Source organism: Candidatus Kurthia intestinigallinarum (assembly GCF_003991225.1).
GTDB lineage: Bacteria > Bacillota > Bacilli > Bacillales_A > Planococcaceae > Kurthia > Kurthia populi.
In genome coordinates, this window is sequence record NZ_JTFC01000001.1 from 1 (window position 1) to 19,371 (window position 19,371).

The following is a 19,371-nucleotide window of genomic DNA, read 5'->3' on the forward strand; positions in this document are numbered from 1 at the left end:
GACACACCGCTGGTGTACCAGTTGTCTTGCCAAAGGCATCGCTGGGTAGCTATGTGTGGACGGGATAAGTGCTGAAAGCATCTAAGCATGAAGCCCCCCTCAAGATGAGATTTCCCATTACGCAAGTAAGTAAGACCCCTGAAAGACGATCAGGTAGATAGGTTCGAGATGGAAGTGCAGCGATGTACGGAGTTGACGAATACTAATAGGTCGAGGACTTAACCAAATATTACTTTCATGTCATAGTTTATCCAGTTTTGAAAGAACAATCTTTCATAGTCTAGTAATGATGGCAAAGAGGTCACACCTGTTCCCATGCCGAACACAGAAGTTAAGCTCTTTAGCGCCGATGGTAGTTGGGGGTTTCCCCCTGCGAGAGTAGGACGTTGCTAGGCACACCGAAGTACTGACAGAAGTCAGTACTTTTTTTATGCTTTAAAATGGCATATGAAGTGAATTTTCATGCTAAGTTACTTACAATAGAAGTAAGAGAGTAGGTGCAGAATATGAAAAAAACGACTTTTGTAAAATTAGTTGCTGCAACGACTGTAGCTACGATTACTTTATTAACAAAACCTAAAAAAGCAAAATAGTATTTATTGATTGAAAGAGGTAAGAGTTCAATGGAAAAAACAGTGTTTATTACATTTGAAGGTCCAGAAGGTGCAGGTAAGACAACTGTGTTAAAAAAAATTGAGGAACGTCTAACTGAGCGTGGTGTAGATGTTGTTGCAACACGTGAACCAGGTGGTAGTGTGATTGCCGAAAAAATTCGTCATATTATTTTAGATAAAAATCATACTGAAATGGATCCTCGTACAGAAGCTTTATTATATGCGGCTGCACGTAGTCAACATTTTGCAGAAACTGTAGAACCAGCACTAAAAGAGGGTAAAGTAGTATTATGTGACCGCTTTATTGACTCTTCATTAACGTACCAAGGTGTTGGCCGTAATTTAGGAATCGATGCAGTGAAAGCGATTAATGAATTTGCAATTGGCGACAGAATGCCGGATGTGACGGTGTTATTTGATTTAGAACCAGAAGTAGGTTTAGCGCGTATCAATGCGAATGCGGGTCGTGAAGTGAATCGTTTGGATAAAGAAGATTTAGCTTTTCACCAATCTGTACATGAGGCGTATTTACATTTAGCAGAACGTTTCCCAGAGCGCATTCAAGTAATTGATGCGAGCAAATCTTTAGAAGAAGTAGTAGAATCAGCATGGCAATGTATTGCACCACTTGTTTAGCCATGATGAAAAATTTGACTTTATGATATAATAGTTGAAAAGAATCAGGAGTGAATGCCGATGAAATTAGTAGTTGCAGTAGTACAAGATCAGGATAGTAACCGTCTTTCAAATGCTTTAACGAAAAATAATTTTCGAGCAACGAAATTAGCCAGTACAGGTGGTTTCTTAAAATCAGGAAATACCACTTTCTTAATTGGTACGGAGGATTCACTCGTTCCTAAAGCGCTAGATGTCATTCGTGACAACTGCCGTTCACGTGAACAAATGGTAGCGCCGATTTCACCTATGGGAGGCAATGCGGACTCATATATTCCTTATCCTGTAGAAGTAGAAGTAGGTGGCGCAACGGTATTTGTATTACCAATTGAACAATTCCATCATTTCTAGAGTGGAGGCGACCGTATAAATGAAAATTAACCAAGACATACACGTTGGGAGAAACCAGGCACAGACTCGACAAGTGCAGCAACAGGCGACGAATAATTTTGGTAGTCTTGTTGTAAAACAGGGCCAAAAAATGCAGACGGAACAGCTAACACGTTTGTTAGGTGATATTTCGACTGCGGGTGAACGTATTACGAAGTCGCGTAATTTACGTGATCTTGCAAAATTTAAAATGTTGATTAAACGCTTTTTGAAAGAGTCTGTATCGTTTGGTATGGAGTTGAAACAGTCTCATACGTGGAATCGTTTTGGTGAGGGCCGTCGTTTAAAGATTGTTGATACAATTGATGAAAAGCTAATTGAATTAACGGAAGATATTTTGAATGAGGAAAAGGACTCTGTAGATCTTCTAGCGAAAATCGGAGAGATTAAAGGGTTACTCATTAATCTGTACACATAACGGAGCTGTGGCATTAGGGAAAACATCTGATGATGAACATTCGTGCTTAGGCATGAAGCGCATCGGTTGTACTTGTGTCACAGCTTCATTTTTTAAAGGTGATGGAAATGGAAAAAACAACAGAACAACTGAAACAATTGCAACCGGTCGTTATGAAGCAGTTACAAATCATTGAACGTAAAAATCGAATCGGTCAAGCCTACATATTTGAAGGTAAAAAAGGGACGGCAACGGAAGAAGTCGCACATTTTTTTGTGAAGTTATTATTATGTGAGCAACCAATCGATGGCGAGCCATGTAACACATGTCGTAGCTGTCAGCGCCTTGAAACGGGGAACCATATTAATTTTCATCAAGTGTATCCAGATGGGCAATTTATTAAAGTAGCGGCAATTGAGGAGCTACTGATAGAAATGAGTAAGCGTGGTATGGAAGCAGGACGCAAAGTATATATTGTACATGATGCGGAACGCTTAAATGCAAAATCTGCGAATAAATTGCTAAAATTCTTAGAAGAACCGATTGGTGAAGTAACGGCGATTTTCACAACACAAAATATTAATGCGATTTTGCCGACGATTCGGTCACGCTGTCAGCATATTGCGTTTCAACCAATTCCAAAGCATTTATTATTAGATGAACTGCGTAATCAAGGCATTAGTGCATCTCTTGCGGCGACGGTTAGTATGGTAACGAGCGACGTAGATGAAGCAATTGCTTTAACAAAAGATGACGAGTTTGCACAGGCGAGAAAAACAGTGTTAAAATTAATAGAAGCGACGCTATCGAAAAATGTGCATGAGGCATTATTAATTGTGCATGAGGATTGGTTGCCAACTTTTAAAGAAAGAGACCAAATGGAGTTAGCATTGGATTTACTGCTCTATGCGTATCGCGATATTGTAGCAGTAAAGGCAAATCCAACAGCAGCGTTAACGTATCCTGACATGAAGGACTTCTTTGTGACCACAGGATTACGTTTAACATACGAGCAACTTTCAAAAATGTTGCAAGCAGTATTACATGCACGAAAAACATTGCATAGTAATATGAATCGTACATTGCTGATGGAACAATTAATGCTAAACCTGCAGGAGGGAAAGTCCTTTGTATAAAGTAGTAGGAGTCCGTTTTAAGAAAGCGGGTAAAATATATTATTTTGATCCTAATGAAAATGCACTTGAAAATGGCGAATATGTCATTGTCGAAACCGCACGTGGGATTGAATATGGTAAAGTAGTTGTTCCGCCAAAAGAAGTGGAAGATGATGATGTCATCTTGCCATTAAAGCAAGTTGTTCGCCAAGCAAATGAGCACGATAGTATTCAAGTATCTGAAAATCTTGAAGACTCGAAGCGTGCATTTGAGCTTGCTACTGAAAAAATTTCAACGCATAAGCTAGAAATGAAATTAGTAGATGTCGAATATACCTTTGATCGCAATAAAATTATCTTTTATTTTACCGCAGAAGGTCGTGTTGACTTCCGTGAGCTAGTAAAGGATTTAGCTTCTGTATTCCGTACACGAATTGAATTACGTCAAATTGGCGTACGTGATGAAGCAAAAATGTTAGGTGGCATTGGCCCATGTGGTCGTATGTTATGTTGTTCAACGTTTTTAGGTGATTTTGAGCCCGTGTCAATTAAAATGGCGAAGGACCAAAATCTATCGTTAAATCCATCAAAAATTTCAGGTTTATGTGGCCGCTTAATGTGCTGCTTAAAATATGAAAATGATGAATATGAAGACGCTCGTTCAAAAATGCCAGACATCGGTCGTACAATTTCAACGCCTGACGGTAAAGGGAAGGTCGTTGGTTTGAATATTTTAGAACGTTTATTGCAAGTAGAACTGTTTGAAGAGAATCGTGTGTTAGAATATACATTAGATGAAATTGTAGAATTTGAAAAAAGTTCAGTACAATAGGGGAATATGAGGTGGCTTGCGTGAAGGACCATAATTTCTTAGACACTGTTATGGAATTCGAACAACAGCTTGAGTCGATGCAAACTCAATTTGAGGCATTAAAAAAGTTTGTAGCTTTAATGATGGAGGAACATCAGACACTACAAATGGAAAATCATCATTTGCGTACGCGTTTGGAAGAAGTACTATCACAACAACCAGAGCAGTTGCCTGAGATTGCGGTAGAAAAACGTGATGTGCTAGATGTTGGTGAAGGATACGATAATTTAGCGCGTCTTTACCACGAGGGCTACCATGTATGTAATGTACATTTTGGCTCATCGCGTAAAGGTGAAGATTGCTTGTTCTGTCTTTCATTTTTAAATAAACAAAATGACTAAAAAGGGGCTTCTTCTATAAGCCTCTTTTAGTTTGTTGGAGGGTAAGTTCATGGAACAATGGTTAAAGGATGATGAACGATTGGACTATTTGCTAGCGGAGGAGCTACGCATTATACAAAGTCCATCGGTATTTTCATTTTCTCTTGATGCCGTATTATTGTCTCGCTTCGTAAATGTTCCACATCATAAAGGACAAATTGTTGATTTATGTGCAGGGAATGGAGCGATTCCGTTATTTTTAAGCGCGCGTACAAAAGCGCATATTACAGCGGTAGAATTGCAGGATCGTCTTGTTGATATGGCGAGCCGTAGCGTAAAATACAATGAGCTTGAAGAACAAATTACAATCATGCAAGGAGATGTGCGTACGGTTTCGACAGATTTAGGTATTGAAAAATACGATGTCGTGACATGCAATCCTCCTTATTTCTTGGCACATGAGGCGAGCGATAAAAACTTAAAAGAGCATGTGAAAATCGCGCGTCATGAAATTTATTTGAAGCTTGATGAAATGATTTATACGTCAGGACGCTTATTAAAGCAAGGTGGGAAAGCGGCGTATGTACATCGCCCAGAGCGTCTGCTCGACATCGTCATGGCAATGCGTGCAAATCGTATTGAACCAAAACGAATTCAACTTGTGTACCCAAAAATGGGCAAAGAGGCAAATACGTTGTTGATTGAAGGTATTAAGGACGGGAAGCCAGGTTTAAAAGTTCTGCCACCACTTTATGTGTACGGAGATGACAATGAATATACAGACGAAGTGCGTGGGATGCTTTATGGCGACGCCGAATAAAGAAGTCATGTATGTCGTTAGTTGTAGCGACGGGACTTTATATACTGGGTATACGAATAACCTAGAGAAGCGACTTGCGACACATAACGCCGGGAAGGGTGCCAAGTATACGCGCGCACGTCTACCGGTAAGCTGTATTTATTATGAAGAGTTTGAAACGAAGCATGAGGCGATGAGCGCTGAATATCATTTCAAGCGCTTGACGCGTCAACAAAAGTTAAATTATATAGAAGAAAGAGGTCGTACGGATGATTCAATCACAAATGAGCGCTGAGCACGAACGCGGTGCTTTGTATTTAGTCCCGACGCCGATTGGCAATTTAGAAGATATGACAATGCGCGCCTTGCGTATTTTAAAGGAAGCGGATGTGATTGCGGCAGAAGATACGCGCAACACAAAACGCTTATGTAACTATTTTGAAATTGAAACGCCACTAACAAGCTATCATGACTTCAATCAGGAGCAGGGCGGCGAGAAGTTGCTGCATATGCTACGTGAGGGAAAAACAGTGGCACTTGTAAGTGATGCGGGAATGCCTTGTATTTCAGATCCAGGGAAAGATATTTCAATGAAGGCGATGGCAGAAGGTTTTGCTGTTGTGCCATTACCAGGAGCCAATGCGGCATTAACAGCATTAATCGGCTCTGGGTTACCCGCACAGCCATTTTTATTTTATGGTTTTTTAAGTCGTCAAAAGAAAGAGCGTAAAGAATCGCTTGAAGGCTTAGCAAAACGTCATGAAACGATTATCTTTTATGAGGCACCGCATCGTATGAAGGATACATTAAAAGATATGCATGCCATCTTAGGTGACCGTAAAATCGTTTTAGCGCGGGAATTAACGAAGAAATTTGAAGAGTTTTTACGTGGTACGATTGAAGAGGCACTTGAATGGGCAAACAGTAGCGAAATTCGAGGGGAATTTGTTGTCATTGTTGAAGGTGCAGATGAAAGTGTCATTGAAGAAGAGGTAACATGGTGGTCAGCGCTTAGTGTTGTGGAACACATTGAAAAACTTATTGAAAATGGCCAAAGCTCGAAAGAAGCCATCAAGGAAGTGTCTAAAGAACGTAAATTACCAAAACGTGACGTCTACCAAGCATATCATGTAGAAGACTAAAAAAGAGCCGCAATCATTATTTGATTGTGGCTCTTTTTTTATAACTAAAGCGGTATAAAACCTGAAAAGTCTATTCCTATATATTATAGAAGAAACTCCAAATAAAAACGTAGCCCCGATGAATCGGCGAAAATTCATCGGGGCCTCTATTTATATAATTTTCACATACAAAAACAAGGGTTTAACTATTTTAAGGGATTGGAAAATGGGATGTTACAACACTAAATTATTTGTTTAATTTAGATTGGATTTCTTTTACTAAGATTTGTGCGCCTTCTGGGCTTAAGATTAAGTTACCACCAGCAAGACGGAAGTTATCGTCTGATACTTCACCTGTTACAGCACAAGTCATGTTAGGCATATATTTTTTTAAGATGATTTTATCATCATCCACATAAATTTCTAAAGCGTCTTTCTCTGCAATGCTTAATGTGCGGCGTAATTCGATAGGAATAACCACGCGACCTAATTCGTCAACTTTACGTACAATACCTGTAGATTTCATGATGAATCTCCTCCTAATTAATTGTTTGATCTATTTTTTTGTTTCGTCAAAATTCGACATCATTTCTTTGTCTGGAACTAATCATACCAACTAATACCATAATCGTCAATTATTTTTTCTCCTAGTTTCGAAACTTTTTTTCAAATATATGGTTTATATGGAGGTAGGATTGCGTAAAAAAATGATTTAATTAGCCAAAAACTGCTTTTTTCGATGATTTTCACGCTTATAATAGTGTTTTTAATTCGAGATATTAATTCGACAAATTTCTACACAAAATCGACAAAATAAACTATCGTTGCTTCAATTTGTCTACTTAGATAGAATAGTAGGTATACTGTATAACACTGGAGGAAGCTTTCGTGAACAAAGAAAAAGAAACATTTTATATCACAACACCGATTTATTATCCAAGCGGCAAGTTCCATATTGGCACGGCCTACACAACAGTAGCTGCTGATACGATGGCACGCTACAAACGCTTACGAGGATTTGACGTACGATTCCAAACAGGGATGGATGAACACGGTCAAAAAATTCAAGAGAAATCAGAAGAAGCGGGCAAGGCTCCTAAAGTCTATGTCGATGAAATTGCAGATGCTGCGAAAAAATTATGGGCTCAAATGGATATTTCATATGATGACTTTATCCAAACAACAGAAGAACGTCACACAACAGCTGTACAAAAAATCTTCAAACGCTTCCTAGACAATGGTGATATTTACAAAGGTGAATATGAAGGCTGGTACTGTACACCATGTGAGTCATTCTTTACAGAAACACAATTAGTAGATGGCAATTGTCCTGACTGCGGTCGTCCTGTGCATAAAGTAAAAGAAGAGTCTTACTTCTTTAATATGAAGAAATACGCGGATCGTTTACTTCAATATTATGAAGAAAACCCAGGTTTCATCGAGCCAGAGTCTCGTAAAAATGAAATGGTGAATAACTTCATTAAACCAGGTCTTGAAGATTTATCTGTATCTCGTACATCATTTGATTGGGGTATCCGCGTCCCTGGCGACGAGAAGCATGTTATTTACGTATGGGTAGATGCTTTAACAAACTATTTAACAACATTAGGCTATGATACAGACAATGATGTAGACTTCAAAAAATATTGGCCTGCAAATGTTCATGTAGTAGGGAAGGATATCGTACGTTTCCATACAATCTACTGGCCAATCTTCTTAATGGCATTAGATTTACCATTACCGAAGAAAGTATTCGCACATGGCTTCATTATGATGAAAGACGGCAAAATGTCGAAATCAAAAGGCAATGTTGTGTATCCGGAAATGCTAATCGAGCGCTACGGCCTTGATGCAACACGTTACTTCCTATTACGTGAGCTACCATTTGGTTCAGATGGTGTATTCTCACCAGAATCATTCGTTGAACGTACAAACTTTGACCTTGCCAATGACCTTGGTAACTTATTAAACCGTACTGTTTCAATGATGAATAAATACTTTGGTGGTGTCATTCCAACTGAAGGCTTAGAAAACACAGATTTTGATGCAGCGCTTGAAGCAACTGCAAAAGAATCATTAACAAAATTCGAGAATAATATGGAGAAAATGCAATTTAGCGTTGCGTTAGCTGATATTTGGACATTAGTGTCTCGTACAAACAAATATATCGATGAAACTGAACCATGGGTACTCGCAAAAGACGAAGCATTAAAACCGAAGCTAGGTACAGTTATGTATAACTTAGCTGAAAATCTTCGCCGTGTAGCGGTTATGATTCAACCATTTATGACAAAATCGCCAAAAGAGATTTTACGTCAATTAGGGCTATCAGAAGAGTTATTAGCATGGGATACATTAACGGCTACAAACGTGATTCCAACTGGTACAACGGTTATTTCAAAAGGTGAACCTATCTTCCCTCGTTTAGACAATGAAGTAGAAGTAGCGTACATCCGTGAGCAAATGCGTGGTTCTGTAAAAACAGTTCAGGAAGAGCCTAAAAAAGAAGAAGCGGTAGCGAAAGATATTGAACACGAAGAAGAAATTACAATTGATGATTTCATGAAAGTAGAGCTTCGTGTCGGTACAGTATTAGCTGCTGAAAAAATGAAAAAAGCAGACAAGTTATTAAAAATTCAAGTGGATCTTGGCTATGAACAACGCCAAGTTGTATCAGGTATTGCTGCTTACTACACGCCAGAAGAATTAGTCGGTCAAAAAGTAATCGTTGTAGCGAACTTAAAACCAGTAAAACTTCGCGGCGAACTATCTCAAGGGATGATTTTAGCTGGCGGTGTAGGGGATACATTAAAACTTGCACAAGTAGATCCAACGTTAGAAAACGGCGCTCGCGTACGTTAATTATTGGATGATTTTAATGAAAGGATCGTGCTGTTAGCGCGGTCCTTTTCTGTTACGTTTGCCAAAAAATAGTAAAAATATGTTTAGAATTAATAATTATATAGTATAAATAAGTGACTTTATATGTCAAATTACACTTTCTTTTTACGTAAAAATGTGAAGATTTTTTAGCTATTTATAACATTTGTAATATAAATGTAATATAGAAGTTATTTATGAAATGGTTTTAATGAGTACAATAAATCTCAGAAAAGGAGCATGTCATATGTTTATCGATACGCATGTCCATTTAAACAACGAGCAATACAACGAAGATTTAGATCAGGTGATTGAGCGCGCCTTTGAAAACAACGTCAAAGAGATGGTTGTGATTGGTTTTGACCGACCAACGATTGAGCGAGCGCTTGAACTTGCTGAGCAATACGATTTTATTTACGCAGCGATCGGCTGGCATCCAGTTGATGCAATCGATTGTACAGACGAAGATCTAGCATGGATTGAAAAATTAGCAACTGAACATAACAAAGTCGTCGCCATTGGAGAAACAGGATTGGATTATCATTGGGATAAGTCACCCAAAGATGTGCAAGAAGAAATCTTCCGCAAGCAAATTCAGCTTGCGAAACGCGTAAAACTCCCAATTATTATTCATAATCGCGAGGCAACTGGTGATTGTGTACGCATGTTAATGGAAGAACATGCGGAAGAGGTGGGGGGCGTCATGCACTCCTTCAGCGCAAGCGTCGAAATCGCAGAAGTGATTATCGAAAAGTTAAATTTCTACGTCGGATTAGGTGGACCTGTAACATTCAAAAATGCAAAAACACCTAAAAAAGTCGCCGCAGAAATACCGCTTGAACGAATTATTTTAGAAACGGACGCACCTTTCCTTGCGCCACATCCAAATCGGGGTAAAAGGAACGAGCCGTCATACATCCCTCTAATCGCCGCAGAAATCGCGCAACTACGCGGAATAGCGGTTGAAGAGGTAGAGCGTGTGACGACCGAAAATGCACATCGTTTCTATAACATAAAATGAAACTTTGGAACTAATTCCTCCAAACTCACGAAAACGTTGGTACAATAAGGTTTTCCTTTTTATGTAAAATTCATCCACTGTTGACAGGGACTAAAGACACTCTATATAATCCAACGAGTGAATAAGGAGGTATTTTTCATGTCAAACAATTCCATGAAAAAACTGTTCCCGGAATCATTAAAAAACTCTAAAACCGTAATGCTGTTAACAGCACTTACACTTATGATTGCGTTTGTAGTAGCTACAGTATTTAGTACTGCAACTAATGAACAGGCAACAAAAGAAGTTAAAACAACAGAACAACAAGATAAAGCAGCAACAGATTACGCGAATCGCTTCGCTGGTGAAAAAATTTCAACTGTCGCAAATAAAACAGTGAAAACAACAGCATACTTAAATGCTCGTGCTGGTGCAGGTGTAAGCTACCGCATTAAGTACAAAATTCCAAAAGGTAAAAAAGTTACATACGTTGGTGGCCGTAAAGGAAACTGGGTAAAAGTTTCTTACAAAGGCAAAAAAGGTTATGTAAACTCTAAATATTTATCAGGTATTACAAAAACGGGTTCTAGCGCTCGTACATTTACCGTGTCATCAACAGCATACACTGCATACTGTGCAGGTTGTTCAGGACGCACAGCAACAGGTATCAACTTACGTGCGAATCCAAACAAAAAAGTAATCGCAGTTGATCCTCGTGTCATCCCATTAGGCTCTAAAGTGTACGTTGAAGGTTACGGCTTAGCTGTAGCAGGCGATACAGGTGGCGCAATTAAAGGGAATAAAATTGACGTATTTATGTCATCAAAATCAAAAGCTTTAAACTGGGGTCGTCGTTCAGTAACGGTAACCGTTTATAAATAATCGTAGGCAGCTTCATAAAAGTGAGGCTGCTTTTTTTATGCCAAAAACGCGACACTTTTTATTTTGCGTCGAACATATTATAATAAGCATATTGTTTATTTTTAGAACGTAGTAATTAACGAAAAGAGGATTCACACAAGTGGACATAAAAGAAATTATTGTTGTTGAAGGTAAGGATGATACGACAGCGATTAAGCGTTCGGTAAATGCCGATACGATTGAAACGAATGGTTCAGCGATTTCTGCAGAGTGCTTACAACGCATTCAGCATGCACAAGATGTGAGAGGGGTCATCGTCTTTACGGACCCTGATTATCCTGGCCGCCGCATTCGTGCAATTATTGAGGAGCATGTGAAGGGAATCAAGCATGCGTTTTTACCGAAGAAGAAAACCATTGCTAAAAATGGCAAGAGCTTAGGTATTGAACATGCGAAGTCAGAAGATATTCGCTATGCCCTTGAAAATGTCTATACCGTACAAGAGGATGCTCAGGCGTGTACGATTACGCGAGAAGATATATTAATGGCTCATCTAATTGGTCACCCGTCTGCAAAAAAACGTCGTGATCGTCTAGGGGAAATTTTAAATATTGGTTCTACAAACGGCAAGCAGCTCATAAAACGTTTGGAAATGTTCCAAATTACCGAGCAACAATTTGGCGCGGCAATTGCGCAAATTAATCAGGAGGAAGAGAATGCATAAAGATATCGCAACACCGATTCGTACGCAGGAAATTTTAAAGAAATATGGTTTTTCATTTAAAAAGAGCTTAGGTCAAAACTTTTTAATCGACCCAAATATTTTACGTAATATTGTAGGTCACGCAGATTTAACAAAGGATAGTGCAGCAATCGAAGTAGGGCCTGGTATTGGCGCTTTAACAGAGCATTTAGCACGCGAAGCAGGTAAGGTCATGTCATTTGAGATTGACCAACGTCTATTACCAGTACTAGAAGATACATTAAGTCCGTATGATAACGTTAAAATCGTTCATTCAGACGTTTTAAAGGCGGATGTGAAGGGTTTAATCGATTCAGAGCTTGCGGGCTTTAAAGACATCATGGTGGTCGCAAACTTACCGTATTACGTGACGACACCGATTTTAATGAAATTATTAACAGAAAATCTGCCGTTACGTGGCTTTGTGGTGATGATGCAAAAAGAAGTAGCAGATCGTATTTCAGCGAAACCAGGAACGAAAGCATATGGTTCACTATCAATTGCGGTTCAATATTACTGTACAGCGGAAGTGGCAATGATTGTGCCAAAAACGGTATTTATGCCACAACCAAATGTTGATTCAGCTGTTTTAAAATTAATCCGTCACGAAGAGCCACCAGTTACTGTAATCGATGAGGAGTTCTTCTTTAGCGTAACGCGTGCAGCCTTTGCACAACGTCGTAAAACGTTACTAAACAATCTTCAATCACAGCTGCCAAATGGTAAAGCGAAGAAAGAAGAAATTTTACGTGCGCTTGAGCAAGCTGACGTAGAGCCATCGCGCCGCGGTGAAACATTATCAATCGCAGAATTTGGCGCGTTAGCGGATGCATTGCACCCATATTTTAACTAATAGTGTCTATGCAAAAAAATCATAGAAAAAATGCTATAAAATAATTGACATAGAAAATGTAGATTGATAAAATATAAATTTGTGCTTGACTTTTGAAGGGTACCTTGTTATACTAGGTTATAGTGAGGTGTAAGCATAATGCCAAAAACATTAGCCGACATTAAAAAGTCGTTAGACAGTCATTTAGGCCAACGCATGCAATTGAAAGCAAATGGTGGCCGTAAGAAAACAATCGAGCGAGCAGGTGTACTTCGCGAAACATATCGTGCAGTATTCGTTGTAGACCTTGATCAAGATGAAAACGCATTTGAACGCGTTTCTTACAGTTACACAGATATCTTAACAGAAGCAGTAGAGATTACATTCGAAGGCGAGTCGAAACTGGCTATCGCCGAATAGTAAGCATTTATATTTTTTCGGGCACTTATAAAACATTCCTTCTTGTTTGAAGGGCCGTTTTATAAGTGTTTTATTTTCGGAGCCACGCAGAATTTTTGGCGTGGCTTTTTTCATGTCTGAAACCGTCATGTAAAAGTCTTGATGTGTTAAAATAATACACAGTAACAAAGGGCGATGATGGCCAGATAGGAAAGTGAGGTAAGCATATGCTTTGCGTAAAAGCACCTGCGAAAATAAATTTAACATTGGATGTATTACATAAACGTCCAGATGGGTACCATGAAGTAGAGATGATTATGACGACGGTTGATTTAGCAGACCGTGTTGGTTTGGAGTTACGTCAAGATGGCGAAATCTTCATTCATTCAAGTAATAACTTTGTTCCAGATGACCAACGTAATTTGGCGTATCAAGCAGCGAAGCTATTGAAGGATCGCTTCAATGTAAATTCAGGCGTTTCAATTTCAATCGATAAGCAAATTCCAGTAGCAGCTGGACTTGCAGGTGGTAGTAGTGATGCAGCAGCAACTTTAAAAGGTTTAAATGAATTATGGAGCCTTGGGTTATCACTTGATGAGCTAGCTGAATTAGGTGCAGAGATTGGCTCAGACGTATCATTTTGTGTATATGGCGGTACCGCAATTGCGCGCGGACGCGGCGAAAAGATCGAACATATCGCAGCACCACCAAGCAGTTGGGTTATTTTAGCGAAGCCAACAATTGGTGTATCGACTGCGGCAGTTTATGGTGGCTTGAATCTAGATGATGTGAAGCACCCGGATACAGCTCGTATGGTCGAAGCAATTAAGACGAATGATTACGCTAAGATGTGTGGTACACTAGGCAATGTATTAGAGAGCGTTACGCTTGATATGCACCCTGAAGTATCTAGCATTAAAGAACAAATGAAACGCTTTGGTGCGGACGGTGTGCTTATGAGCGGTAGCGGCCCGACAGTGTTTGCGCTCGTGCAGACAGAGGCGCGTACAACTCGTATTGTAAATGGACTCAAAGGTTTTTGTGATGAAGTATATGCAGTGCGCCTACTCGGCGACCGATAGTGCTTGCATAAACACGTATAATTATGGTATTTTTTGTATAAAACATTCGTATTTAGGAGAGGGTTTCATGAAATGGAAGCGTAGTGAGCGTCTTGTAGACATGACGCATTATTTATTGGAGCATCCACAACAATTAATCCCCCTTACATTTTTCGCTGAATCATATCAGTCGGCAAAGTCCTCCATTAGCGAAGACTTATCGATTGTGAAAGATACATTTGAAGAAAGAGGGATTGGCCATTTAATTACAGTCCCAGGTGCGGCTGGTGGTGTAAAATACATCCCTAAAGTTCCTGAAGAATCAGCTAAGAAAGTTATTACAGAGCTAATTAAAGAATTAAGTCATTCCGATCGCCTGCTGCCTGGTGGCTATTTATTTATGACCGACTTACTTGGTAACCCCGAGTTAATCAACAAAGTTGGTAAAGTATTTGCCTCAGCATTTTGTGATCAAGAAATAGATGTTATTATGACCGTAGCAACGAAAGGGATTTCAATTGCACATGCGATTGCACGTCATTTGAATGTTCCGGTTGTGGTTGTACGTCGCGATAATAAAGTGACAGAAGGCTCTACTGTAAGTATTAATTATGTATCAGGCTCTTCACGTCGTATTCAAACGATGGTGCTATCAAAACGTAGTATGAAGAGTGGTCAGCGCGTGCTTATCACCGACGACTTTATGAAAGTTGGCGGTACGATGAACGGGATGAAGAATTTATTAGAAGAGTTCGACTGTACACTAGCGGGCATTGCTGTGCTAGTTGAGGCTGAACATCCCGATGAACGCTTAGTCGATGATTATTATTCATTAGTGAAATTAAGAGAAGTCAATGAGAAGGATCGTACGATTGAGTTAACGGAGGGTAATTATTTTTCGAAGGGTGGAAACTAAGTAATGAAAGTAGTAGCAACAAATAATGCACCTGCGGCAATCGGTCCGTACGTGCAAGGTGTTATTGTGAACAACATGTTCTATAGCTCAGGTCAAATCCCATTAACTGCGGATGGTAGCCTTGTAGAAGGAACAATTACGGAACAAACAAACCAAGTTTTCGAAAATTTAAAAGCGGTATTAGCTGAAGCGGGTTCTTCATTAGACAAAGTCGTGAAAACGATGGTATTCATTTCAGATATGAATGAATTCGGTGAGTTAAATGAAGAATACGCACGTCATTTCGGCGACCACAAACCAGCACGTAGCTGTGTGGAAGTAGCGCGTTTACCTAAAGATGTTAAAGTAGAAATCGAAGTTATCGCACTCGTATAATTTCAATAGAGAGGAGAGAATCTGCATAAGCAGGTTCTCTTTTTTTCTTTTTAAAGTAAATTTTTTGAAATTTCCAAAAAATATTTTTATGAAAAGAAGGAAAAAAATGTTTTTTTGCCGAATATAATAGTAGGAAAGAGTTAATTTTTGCATCTAAGATGAGAGGTGGTGAAAAGAATGGAAGTAACTGATGTACGATTACGCCGTGTTCAAACGGATGGTCGCATGCGTGCGATCGCTTCCATCACACTAGACAACGAGTTTGTTGTGCATGATATTCGCGTGATTGACGGGAATACGGGACTGTTTGTCGCTATGCCGAGCAAACGTACGCCTGATGGTGAGTTCCGAGATATTGCACATCCGATTAACTCAGATATGCGTACAAAGATTCAACAATCTGTCTTAATCGCGTATGAAAATGCGGAAGAAACGAATGAGGAAGAGAGCATTGTTGAACAAGTATAAAATAAAAGGTCATAAAAAAAGAGGTCTCCTTTTGACGGGAGGCCTCTTTTTTTATTTCGCAAATTGTAACATGCGCTCTAATGCGTGAATTGATTGCGCTGTTGTGTCGGCGTCAACGGTGATGACATTGCCGCGACCGCCTTCTACAATCGTTTCAAGCGCCCATAATAGATGTTGTAAGTCGATGCGATTCATCGTTAGGCAAGGACACATATTCGTATTGAGTGAAATGATGTGTTTATCAGGGTGGTCCGTAATCAGGCGCTTCACGAGATTCATCTCGGTGCCAATCGCCCAGCGAGAACCTGTAGGAGCGCTTTCAATCGTGTCGATAATATACTTTGTCGACCCGTTATCATCGGCCGCCTGTATGACGTCATGACTACATTCAGGATGGACGATAACGCGCATGTCCGGGTCATTTTTACGAATGTCGTCAATATGCCATTTATTAAAACCTTCATGGACCGAACAATGGCCTTTCCATAAAATCACTTGTACGTCTTCAAGCTCACCATCATATTCGAGTTTTTCACGAATTGGGTCCCAGACAGCCATGTGCTCAAGCGGTACGCCAAGAGAAAAAGCTGTATTTCGTCCGAGATGTTGATCGGGTAAAAATAATAGACGTGGCTTCTGAGTAAAAGCCCATTCAACCATTTTGACAGCATTGGATGATGTCACACATGCACCGCCATGTTTGCCGACAAATGCTTTAATGCTTGCGGTTGAATTGACGTATGTAAGAGGTACGATTGTATCCCCGAATAATTGCTGCAAATATTGCCAGGTAATGTCGGTTTGTTCGATAGTTGCCATATCTGCCATCGAGCAACCAGCACGCATGTCTGGTAGGTAAACTATTTGGTCATCTTTTGTTAGCATATCGGCTGTTTCTGCCATAAAATGCACGCCGCAAAAAACAATATGTTTTGCAGATGTATTGTCAGCGCAAATTTGTGCAAGTTGTAAGGAGTCACCTGTTGCATCAGCAAATTGAATGACTTCATCACGCTGATAGTGATGACCTGGGATGAAAAGCTCCTCACCAAGCTGTTGTTTAATCGCTCGTACGCGCGCTTCCATTTCCTTTGTTGACATCGTTTTATAACGTTCAGGTAATTTTGATAATTGATCGAATAATGTTGGATTCATCATGCGTTTAACGCTCCTTTCAGTTCAACAAGTGCAGAAATATCGAAAGCTTTCACCGAATGTGTCAGGAAGCCAAGTGAAATATAGTGAACGCCACTTTGTGCGTAGCTAGCAATCGTGTCGAGTGTAATACCGCCTGATGCCTCGGTGACAATCGTCTCTGGTACGAGTTGTTGCCACTCACGAATCGTTTCAGGTGTTTGATTATCAAACATAATAATGTCCGCGTGCGCCTCGATCGCTTCTTGAAGTTGCGCGCGCGTTTCGATTTCGACCTCGATTTTGACGGTGTGCCCAATCGCTTGGCGTGCGCGCGTCACTGCTTCAGTAATCGAACCGCAAAACGCGATATGGTTGTCCTTTAACATAATGCAGTCATATAAGCCGCTGCGATGATTGTAGCCACCGCCGATACGTACGGCATACTTTTCGAGCATTCGTAGCCCCGGTGTCGTTTTACGCGTATCGCAAATTTTTGTCGTTGTGCCGGCTGTTTGCGAAGCGGCAGCGTGTGTCATCGTAGCAATTGCACAAAGGCGCTGTACGAGATTTAGTACGACACGTTCGCCTGACAATAAGAGTTGAATCGGCCCTGCAATCGTTGCAAGTTTGTCGCCGTATGCAATGCGCGCACCTTCTGCTACGTGCATTGTGACGCGAATAGATGGATGCAATAGCGCAAAGCCCGTTTCGATAATAGGCGTGCCGCAAAAAATACCGTCTTCTTTTGCATAAAAAGAAAATTGTCCGGCTTCATCTGCTGGGAAAATCGTCGTACTCGATAAATCATTGTCGCCAATATCTTCAATAAAAAATTCTTTCAGCATGTGCTGTAGTTTGAATAAATTCATGCCATGTCCTCCTAACGATGGTGTGCTGTTGTTGTATCAATAAGCGGTTTGATAGCGCGTCATTTTGTTGAGGGTAATCTTCGCGTATATGCGCCCCGCGTGTTTCTTGGCGTGCAAGTGCTCCGCTGACAATCAATCGTGCAGTCACATGTGCAAGTGCGAGCTCGGCCTGGTCCGGCGCAATCTGGTGGATAATCGGGAGCTTATTTTTAAGCTGTTGTAACGTAAGTCCGCTTCGCATAATACCGGCGTGCTGCATCATAAGTTGTTGAAGTTGTTCAAGCGGCAATAGCGCCGTATTTGGTGCGACAGGTGCATGCCGCAAGTGCCAATTTGTTTGTGCTGGCGCTTGTGCTAAATGCTCTGCAAGGCGCATACCAAACGCCAGTCCTTCTAATAATGAATTGCTCGCGAGGCGATTCGCCCCGTGGACGCCACTACATGCCGCTTCGCCGACCGCATATAAGCCTCGCAGTGACGTTTGCCCAACATCATCGGTTAAAATGCCGCCCATTAAAAAGTGGCTACCCGGTGCAATCGGAATACGCTGCGTGGATAGTGGAACGTCTGCGCGCTGACAAATGGCACTAACAGTCGGAAAATGTTGTTCAAAATTTGCAATCGCTGAAATGTCTAAATAGACGTCATGACCGGCTGCACGACGCTCATAGACGGCGCGTGCTGTGATGTGACGAGGTGCAAGGTCTTGTCCATTCATAAAGTAATCGCCGGTATCGTCTACAAAACGTGCACCGGCCCCGCGCACCGCTTCAGATACAAGTCCAAAGCAACGTTCATCTTTATACAATAAGCTTGGGTGAAATTGCATAAATTCCATATCGGCAACAGCTGCCCCGGCGAGTGCGGCCATTGCGATACCATCACCGAAACTTTTAGGTTGATTAGATGTGTACGTGTAGAGCGCGCCAGCCCCGCCCGTTGCGATAATCGTCTGTGCTGCAAAATAACATTGCGTTGTTGTCCGAACACCGATAATGTCACCTGCTGTATTGTGCAATAGCGCATAGGCAAGTTCATGTGTATGGATGTGTACATTGCTAGGAAGCTGGTTGATTAAATGCTCGGTTAAATGTCGCCCGGTCGCATCACCGCCAGCATGAACGATGCGGTGATGACTATGTGCGCCCTCTAAACCAACGTGCGCATCGATAGCAAAGCCTTGCGTGATGAGCGCATCAAGCGCCGTTTTGCCATCCGTAACAAGATTGTTAACATGTGGCTCGTAATTATGCGCGACACCAGCAGCAAGTGTGTCTGCGATATGGCTCGCAAATGAATCCTTTGGCTGTGTGACAGACGCAATGCCACCTTGCGCAATATAGGAGCTACTCGTGCGCAAATCACCTTTCGTAATAACTAAGACGTGCTTGTGTTTTGGTAGCAGGCGTGCCGTTTGAAGTGCCGCAATGCCGCTACCGAGGATGATAATGTCTACATGCATGTGTACATACCTTCTTTTACAGTTGTCTTGTCACATATATTTACATAAAATATTCAATAAGACAAGA

The 19,371-nt window shown here is 40.7% G+C and carries 23 protein-coding genes and 2 rRNA genes; 21 read left to right on the forward strand and 4 right to left on the reverse strand.

The genetic code is table 11. The annotated features are described in order from the left end of the window. The 11 genes from QI30_RS00005 to rsmI all read left to right on the forward strand — a co-directional run. Nucleotides 1-226 (forward strand): 23S ribosomal RNA (locus QI30_RS00005); the annotation flags it as partial. A gap of 53 nt (nucleotides 227-279) precedes the next feature. Continuing rightward, nucleotides 280-395: ribosomal RNA gene (gene rrf / locus QI30_RS00010) — 5S ribosomal RNA — on the forward strand. A 228-nt stretch (nucleotides 396-623) separates the two neighbouring features. Further along, nucleotides 624-1,250 (forward strand): dTMP kinase, encoded by a 627-nt coding sequence (gene tmk, locus QI30_RS00015; RefSeq protein WP_126988923.1) that lies wholly within the window; start codon nucleotides 624-626, stop codon nucleotides 1,248-1,250. A gap of 60 nt (nucleotides 1,251-1,310) precedes the next feature. Further along, nucleotides 1,311-1,640, forward strand: a complete 330-nt coding sequence (locus QI30_RS00020) for a cyclic-di-AMP receptor (protein WP_029501099.1) — start codon at nucleotides 1,311-1,313, stop codon at nucleotides 1,638-1,640. A 19-nt stretch (nucleotides 1,641-1,659) separates the two neighbouring features. Next, on the forward strand, nucleotides 1,660-2,097 hold the full coding sequence (locus QI30_RS00025; RefSeq protein ID WP_126988924.1) for a YaaR family protein: 438 nt from the start codon (nucleotides 1,660-1,662) through the stop codon (nucleotides 2,095-2,097). A gap of 107 nt (nucleotides 2,098-2,204) precedes the next feature. Next, nucleotides 2,205-3,212 carry a DNA polymerase III subunit delta' gene (holB, locus tag QI30_RS00030; protein ID WP_126988925.1) on the forward strand — a complete coding sequence of 336 codons (1,008 nt, stop codon included), beginning with the start codon at nucleotides 2,205-2,207 and terminating at the stop codon, nucleotides 3,210-3,212. Further along, the gene (locus QI30_RS00035; protein WP_126988926.1) at nucleotides 3,205-4,023 is read left to right on the forward strand and encodes a PSP1 domain-containing protein; all 819 of its coding nucleotides are present in this window, start codon (nucleotides 3,205-3,207) and stop codon (nucleotides 4,021-4,023) included. Before holB ends, QI30_RS00035 begins: the two co-directional genes overlap by 8 nt. A 20-nt stretch (nucleotides 4,024-4,043) precedes the next feature. After that, nucleotides 4,044-4,403, forward strand: a complete 360-nt coding sequence (gene yabA, locus QI30_RS00040; RefSeq protein ID WP_126988927.1) for a DNA replication initiation control protein YabA — start codon at nucleotides 4,044-4,046, stop codon at nucleotides 4,401-4,403. 49 nt (nucleotides 4,404-4,452) lie between these two features. After that, nucleotides 4,453-5,202 (forward strand): tRNA1(Val) (adenine(37)-N6)-methyltransferase, encoded by a 750-nt coding sequence (locus QI30_RS00045; RefSeq protein WP_126988928.1) that lies wholly within the window; start codon nucleotides 4,453-4,455, stop codon nucleotides 5,200-5,202. Beyond that, nucleotides 5,186-5,476 (forward strand): GIY-YIG nuclease family protein, encoded by a 291-nt coding sequence (locus QI30_RS00050; protein WP_126988929.1) that lies wholly within the window; start codon nucleotides 5,186-5,188, stop codon nucleotides 5,474-5,476. Before QI30_RS00045 ends, QI30_RS00050 begins: the two co-directional genes overlap by 17 nt. Further along, nucleotides 5,454-6,323 carry a 16S rRNA (cytidine(1402)-2'-O)-methyltransferase gene (gene rsmI, locus QI30_RS00055; protein ID WP_126988967.1) on the forward strand — a complete coding sequence of 290 codons (870 nt, stop codon included), beginning with the start codon at nucleotides 5,454-5,456 and terminating at the stop codon, nucleotides 6,321-6,323. Before QI30_RS00050 ends, rsmI begins: the two co-directional genes overlap by 23 nt. 226 nt (nucleotides 6,324-6,549) lie before the next feature. Here rsmI and QI30_RS00060 read toward each other — a convergent pair whose 3' ends face one another. Beyond that, a complete protein-coding gene (locus tag QI30_RS00060; RefSeq protein WP_126988930.1) occupies nucleotides 6,550-6,828 on the reverse strand; it encodes an AbrB/MazE/SpoVT family DNA-binding domain-containing protein in 279 nt (92 codons plus the stop codon). Between the two features lie 362 nt (nucleotides 6,829-7,190). Between QI30_RS00060 and metG the strand changes: the two genes are divergently transcribed. The 10 genes from metG (at nucleotide 7,191) to spoVG (ending at nucleotide 15,836) form a co-directional block, all read left to right on the forward strand. After that, entirely contained in the window at nucleotides 7,191-9,164 is a 1,974-nt protein-coding gene (gene metG / locus QI30_RS00065; RefSeq protein WP_126988931.1) for a methionine--tRNA ligase, read from the forward strand. Nucleotides 9,165-9,429: 265 nt separating this feature from the next. Further along, complete coding sequence (locus tag QI30_RS00070) at nucleotides 9,430-10,203, forward strand: TatD family hydrolase (RefSeq protein WP_126988932.1); 774 nt, start codon at nucleotides 9,430-9,432, stop codon at nucleotides 10,201-10,203. Nucleotides 10,204-10,341: 138 nt separating this feature from the next. Continuing rightward, nucleotides 10,342-11,064 carry a 3D domain-containing protein gene (locus tag QI30_RS00075; RefSeq protein ID WP_126988933.1) on the forward strand — a complete coding sequence of 241 codons (723 nt, stop codon included), beginning with the start codon at nucleotides 10,342-10,344 and terminating at the stop codon, nucleotides 11,062-11,064. Nucleotides 11,065-11,203: 139 nt separating this feature from the next. Continuing rightward, complete coding sequence (gene rnmV / locus QI30_RS00080) at nucleotides 11,204-11,767, forward strand: ribonuclease M5 (RefSeq protein ID WP_126988934.1); 564 nt, start codon at nucleotides 11,204-11,206, stop codon at nucleotides 11,765-11,767. Further along, nucleotides 11,760-12,638 carry a 16S rRNA (adenine(1518)-N(6)/adenine(1519)-N(6))-dimethyltransferase RsmA gene (gene rsmA, locus QI30_RS00085; RefSeq protein WP_126988935.1) on the forward strand — a complete coding sequence of 293 codons (879 nt, stop codon included), beginning with the start codon at nucleotides 11,760-11,762 and terminating at the stop codon, nucleotides 12,636-12,638. Before rnmV ends, rsmA begins: the two co-directional genes overlap by 8 nt. Before the next feature lie 138 nt (nucleotides 12,639-12,776). Then, entirely contained in the window at nucleotides 12,777-13,037 is a 261-nt protein-coding gene (veg, locus tag QI30_RS00090; protein ID WP_029501085.1) for a biofilm formation stimulator Veg, read from the forward strand. A 206-nt stretch (nucleotides 13,038-13,243) separates the two neighbouring features. Continuing rightward, nucleotides 13,244-14,098 carry a 4-(cytidine 5'-diphospho)-2-C-methyl-D-erythritol kinase gene (gene ispE, locus QI30_RS00095; protein ID WP_126988936.1) on the forward strand — a complete coding sequence of 285 codons (855 nt, stop codon included), beginning with the start codon at nucleotides 13,244-13,246 and terminating at the stop codon, nucleotides 14,096-14,098. Between the two features lie 67 nt (nucleotides 14,099-14,165). Then, entirely contained in the window at nucleotides 14,166-14,993 is an 828-nt protein-coding gene (gene purR, locus QI30_RS00100) for a pur operon repressor (RefSeq protein WP_126988937.1), read from the forward strand. Between the two features lie 3 nt (nucleotides 14,994-14,996). Then, complete coding sequence (locus QI30_RS00105) at nucleotides 14,997-15,368, forward strand: RidA family protein (RefSeq protein ID WP_126988938.1); 372 nt, start codon at nucleotides 14,997-14,999, stop codon at nucleotides 15,366-15,368. A gap of 177 nt (nucleotides 15,369-15,545) precedes the next feature. After that, the gene (gene spoVG, locus QI30_RS00110) at nucleotides 15,546-15,836 is read left to right on the forward strand and encodes a septation regulator SpoVG (protein ID WP_126988939.1); all 291 of its coding nucleotides are present in this window, start codon (nucleotides 15,546-15,548) and stop codon (nucleotides 15,834-15,836) included. 51 nt (nucleotides 15,837-15,887) lie between these two features. On the opposite strand, the gene nadA is transcribed toward spoVG, so the two are convergent. From nadA to nadB, 3 genes are read right to left on the reverse strand one after another with little or no spacing between them, the layout of a single operon-like run. Continuing rightward, the gene (gene nadA / locus QI30_RS00115) at nucleotides 15,888-16,991 is read right to left on the reverse strand and encodes a quinolinate synthase NadA (RefSeq protein ID WP_370323566.1); all 1,104 of its coding nucleotides are present in this window, start codon (nucleotides 16,989-16,991) and stop codon (nucleotides 15,888-15,890) included. Next, nucleotides 16,991-17,842, reverse strand: coding sequence for a carboxylating nicotinate-nucleotide diphosphorylase (gene nadC, locus QI30_RS00120; RefSeq protein ID WP_126988941.1), 852 nt, complete (start codon nucleotides 17,840-17,842; stop codon nucleotides 16,991-16,993). The genes nadA and nadC overlap by 1 nt, the downstream gene beginning before the upstream one ends. Further along, nucleotides 17,796-19,304, reverse strand: coding sequence for an L-aspartate oxidase (nadB, locus tag QI30_RS00125; protein WP_126988942.1), 1,509 nt, complete (start codon nucleotides 19,302-19,304; stop codon nucleotides 17,796-17,798). The genes nadC and nadB overlap by 47 nt, the downstream gene beginning before the upstream one ends. Between the last annotated feature and the right edge of the window lie 67 nt (nucleotides 19,305-19,371).

Coding starts and splice junctions, on each gene's coding strand:
- holB (WP_126988925.1), top strand. CDS start 2,205: ATGGAAAAAACAACAGAACAACTGAAACAATTGCAACCGGTCGTTATG.
- nadA (WP_370323566.1), bottom strand. CDS start 16,991: ATGAATCCAACATTATTCGATCAATTATCAAAATTACCTGAACGTTAT.
- ispE (WP_126988936.1), top strand. CDS start 13,244: ATGCTTTGCGTAAAAGCACCTGCGAAAATAAATTTAACATTGGATGTA.
- QI30_RS00045 (WP_126988928.1), top strand. CDS start 4,453: ATGGAACAATGGTTAAAGGATGATGAACGATTGGACTATTTGCTAGCG.
- nadC (WP_126988941.1), bottom strand. CDS start 17,842: ATGAATTTATTCAAACTACAGCACATGCTGAAAGAATTTTTTATTGAA.
- QI30_RS00025 (WP_126988924.1), top strand. CDS start 1,660: ATGAAAATTAACCAAGACATACACGTTGGGAGAAACCAGGCACAGACT.
- QI30_RS00070 (WP_126988932.1), top strand. CDS start 9,430: ATGTTTATCGATACGCATGTCCATTTAAACAACGAGCAATACAACGAA.
- nadB (WP_126988942.1), bottom strand. CDS start 19,304: ATGCATGTAGACATTATCATCCTCGGTAGCGGCATTGCGGCACTTCAA.
- spoVG (WP_126988939.1), top strand. CDS start 15,546: ATGGAAGTAACTGATGTACGATTACGCCGTGTTCAAACGGATGGTCGC.
- purR (WP_126988937.1), top strand. CDS start 14,166: ATGAAATGGAAGCGTAGTGAGCGTCTTGTAGACATGACGCATTATTTA.
- veg (WP_029501085.1), top strand. CDS start 12,777: ATGCCAAAAACATTAGCCGACATTAAAAAGTCGTTAGACAGTCATTTA.
- QI30_RS00075 (WP_126988933.1), top strand. CDS start 10,342: ATGTCAAACAATTCCATGAAAAAACTGTTCCCGGAATCATTAAAAAAC.
- rsmA (WP_126988935.1), top strand. CDS start 11,760: ATGCATAAAGATATCGCAACACCGATTCGTACGCAGGAAATTTTAAAG.
- QI30_RS00105 (WP_126988938.1), top strand. CDS start 14,997: ATGAAAGTAGTAGCAACAAATAATGCACCTGCGGCAATCGGTCCGTAC.
- tmk (WP_126988923.1), top strand. CDS start 624: ATGGAAAAAACAGTGTTTATTACATTTGAAGGTCCAGAAGGTGCAGGT.
- QI30_RS00050 (WP_126988929.1), top strand. CDS start 5,186: ATGGCGACGCCGAATAAAGAAGTCATGTATGTCGTTAGTTGTAGCGAC.
- QI30_RS00060 (WP_126988930.1), bottom strand. CDS start 6,828: ATGAAATCTACAGGTATTGTACGTAAAGTTGACGAATTAGGTCGCGTG.
- QI30_RS00020 (WP_029501099.1), top strand. CDS start 1,311: ATGAAATTAGTAGTTGCAGTAGTACAAGATCAGGATAGTAACCGTCTT.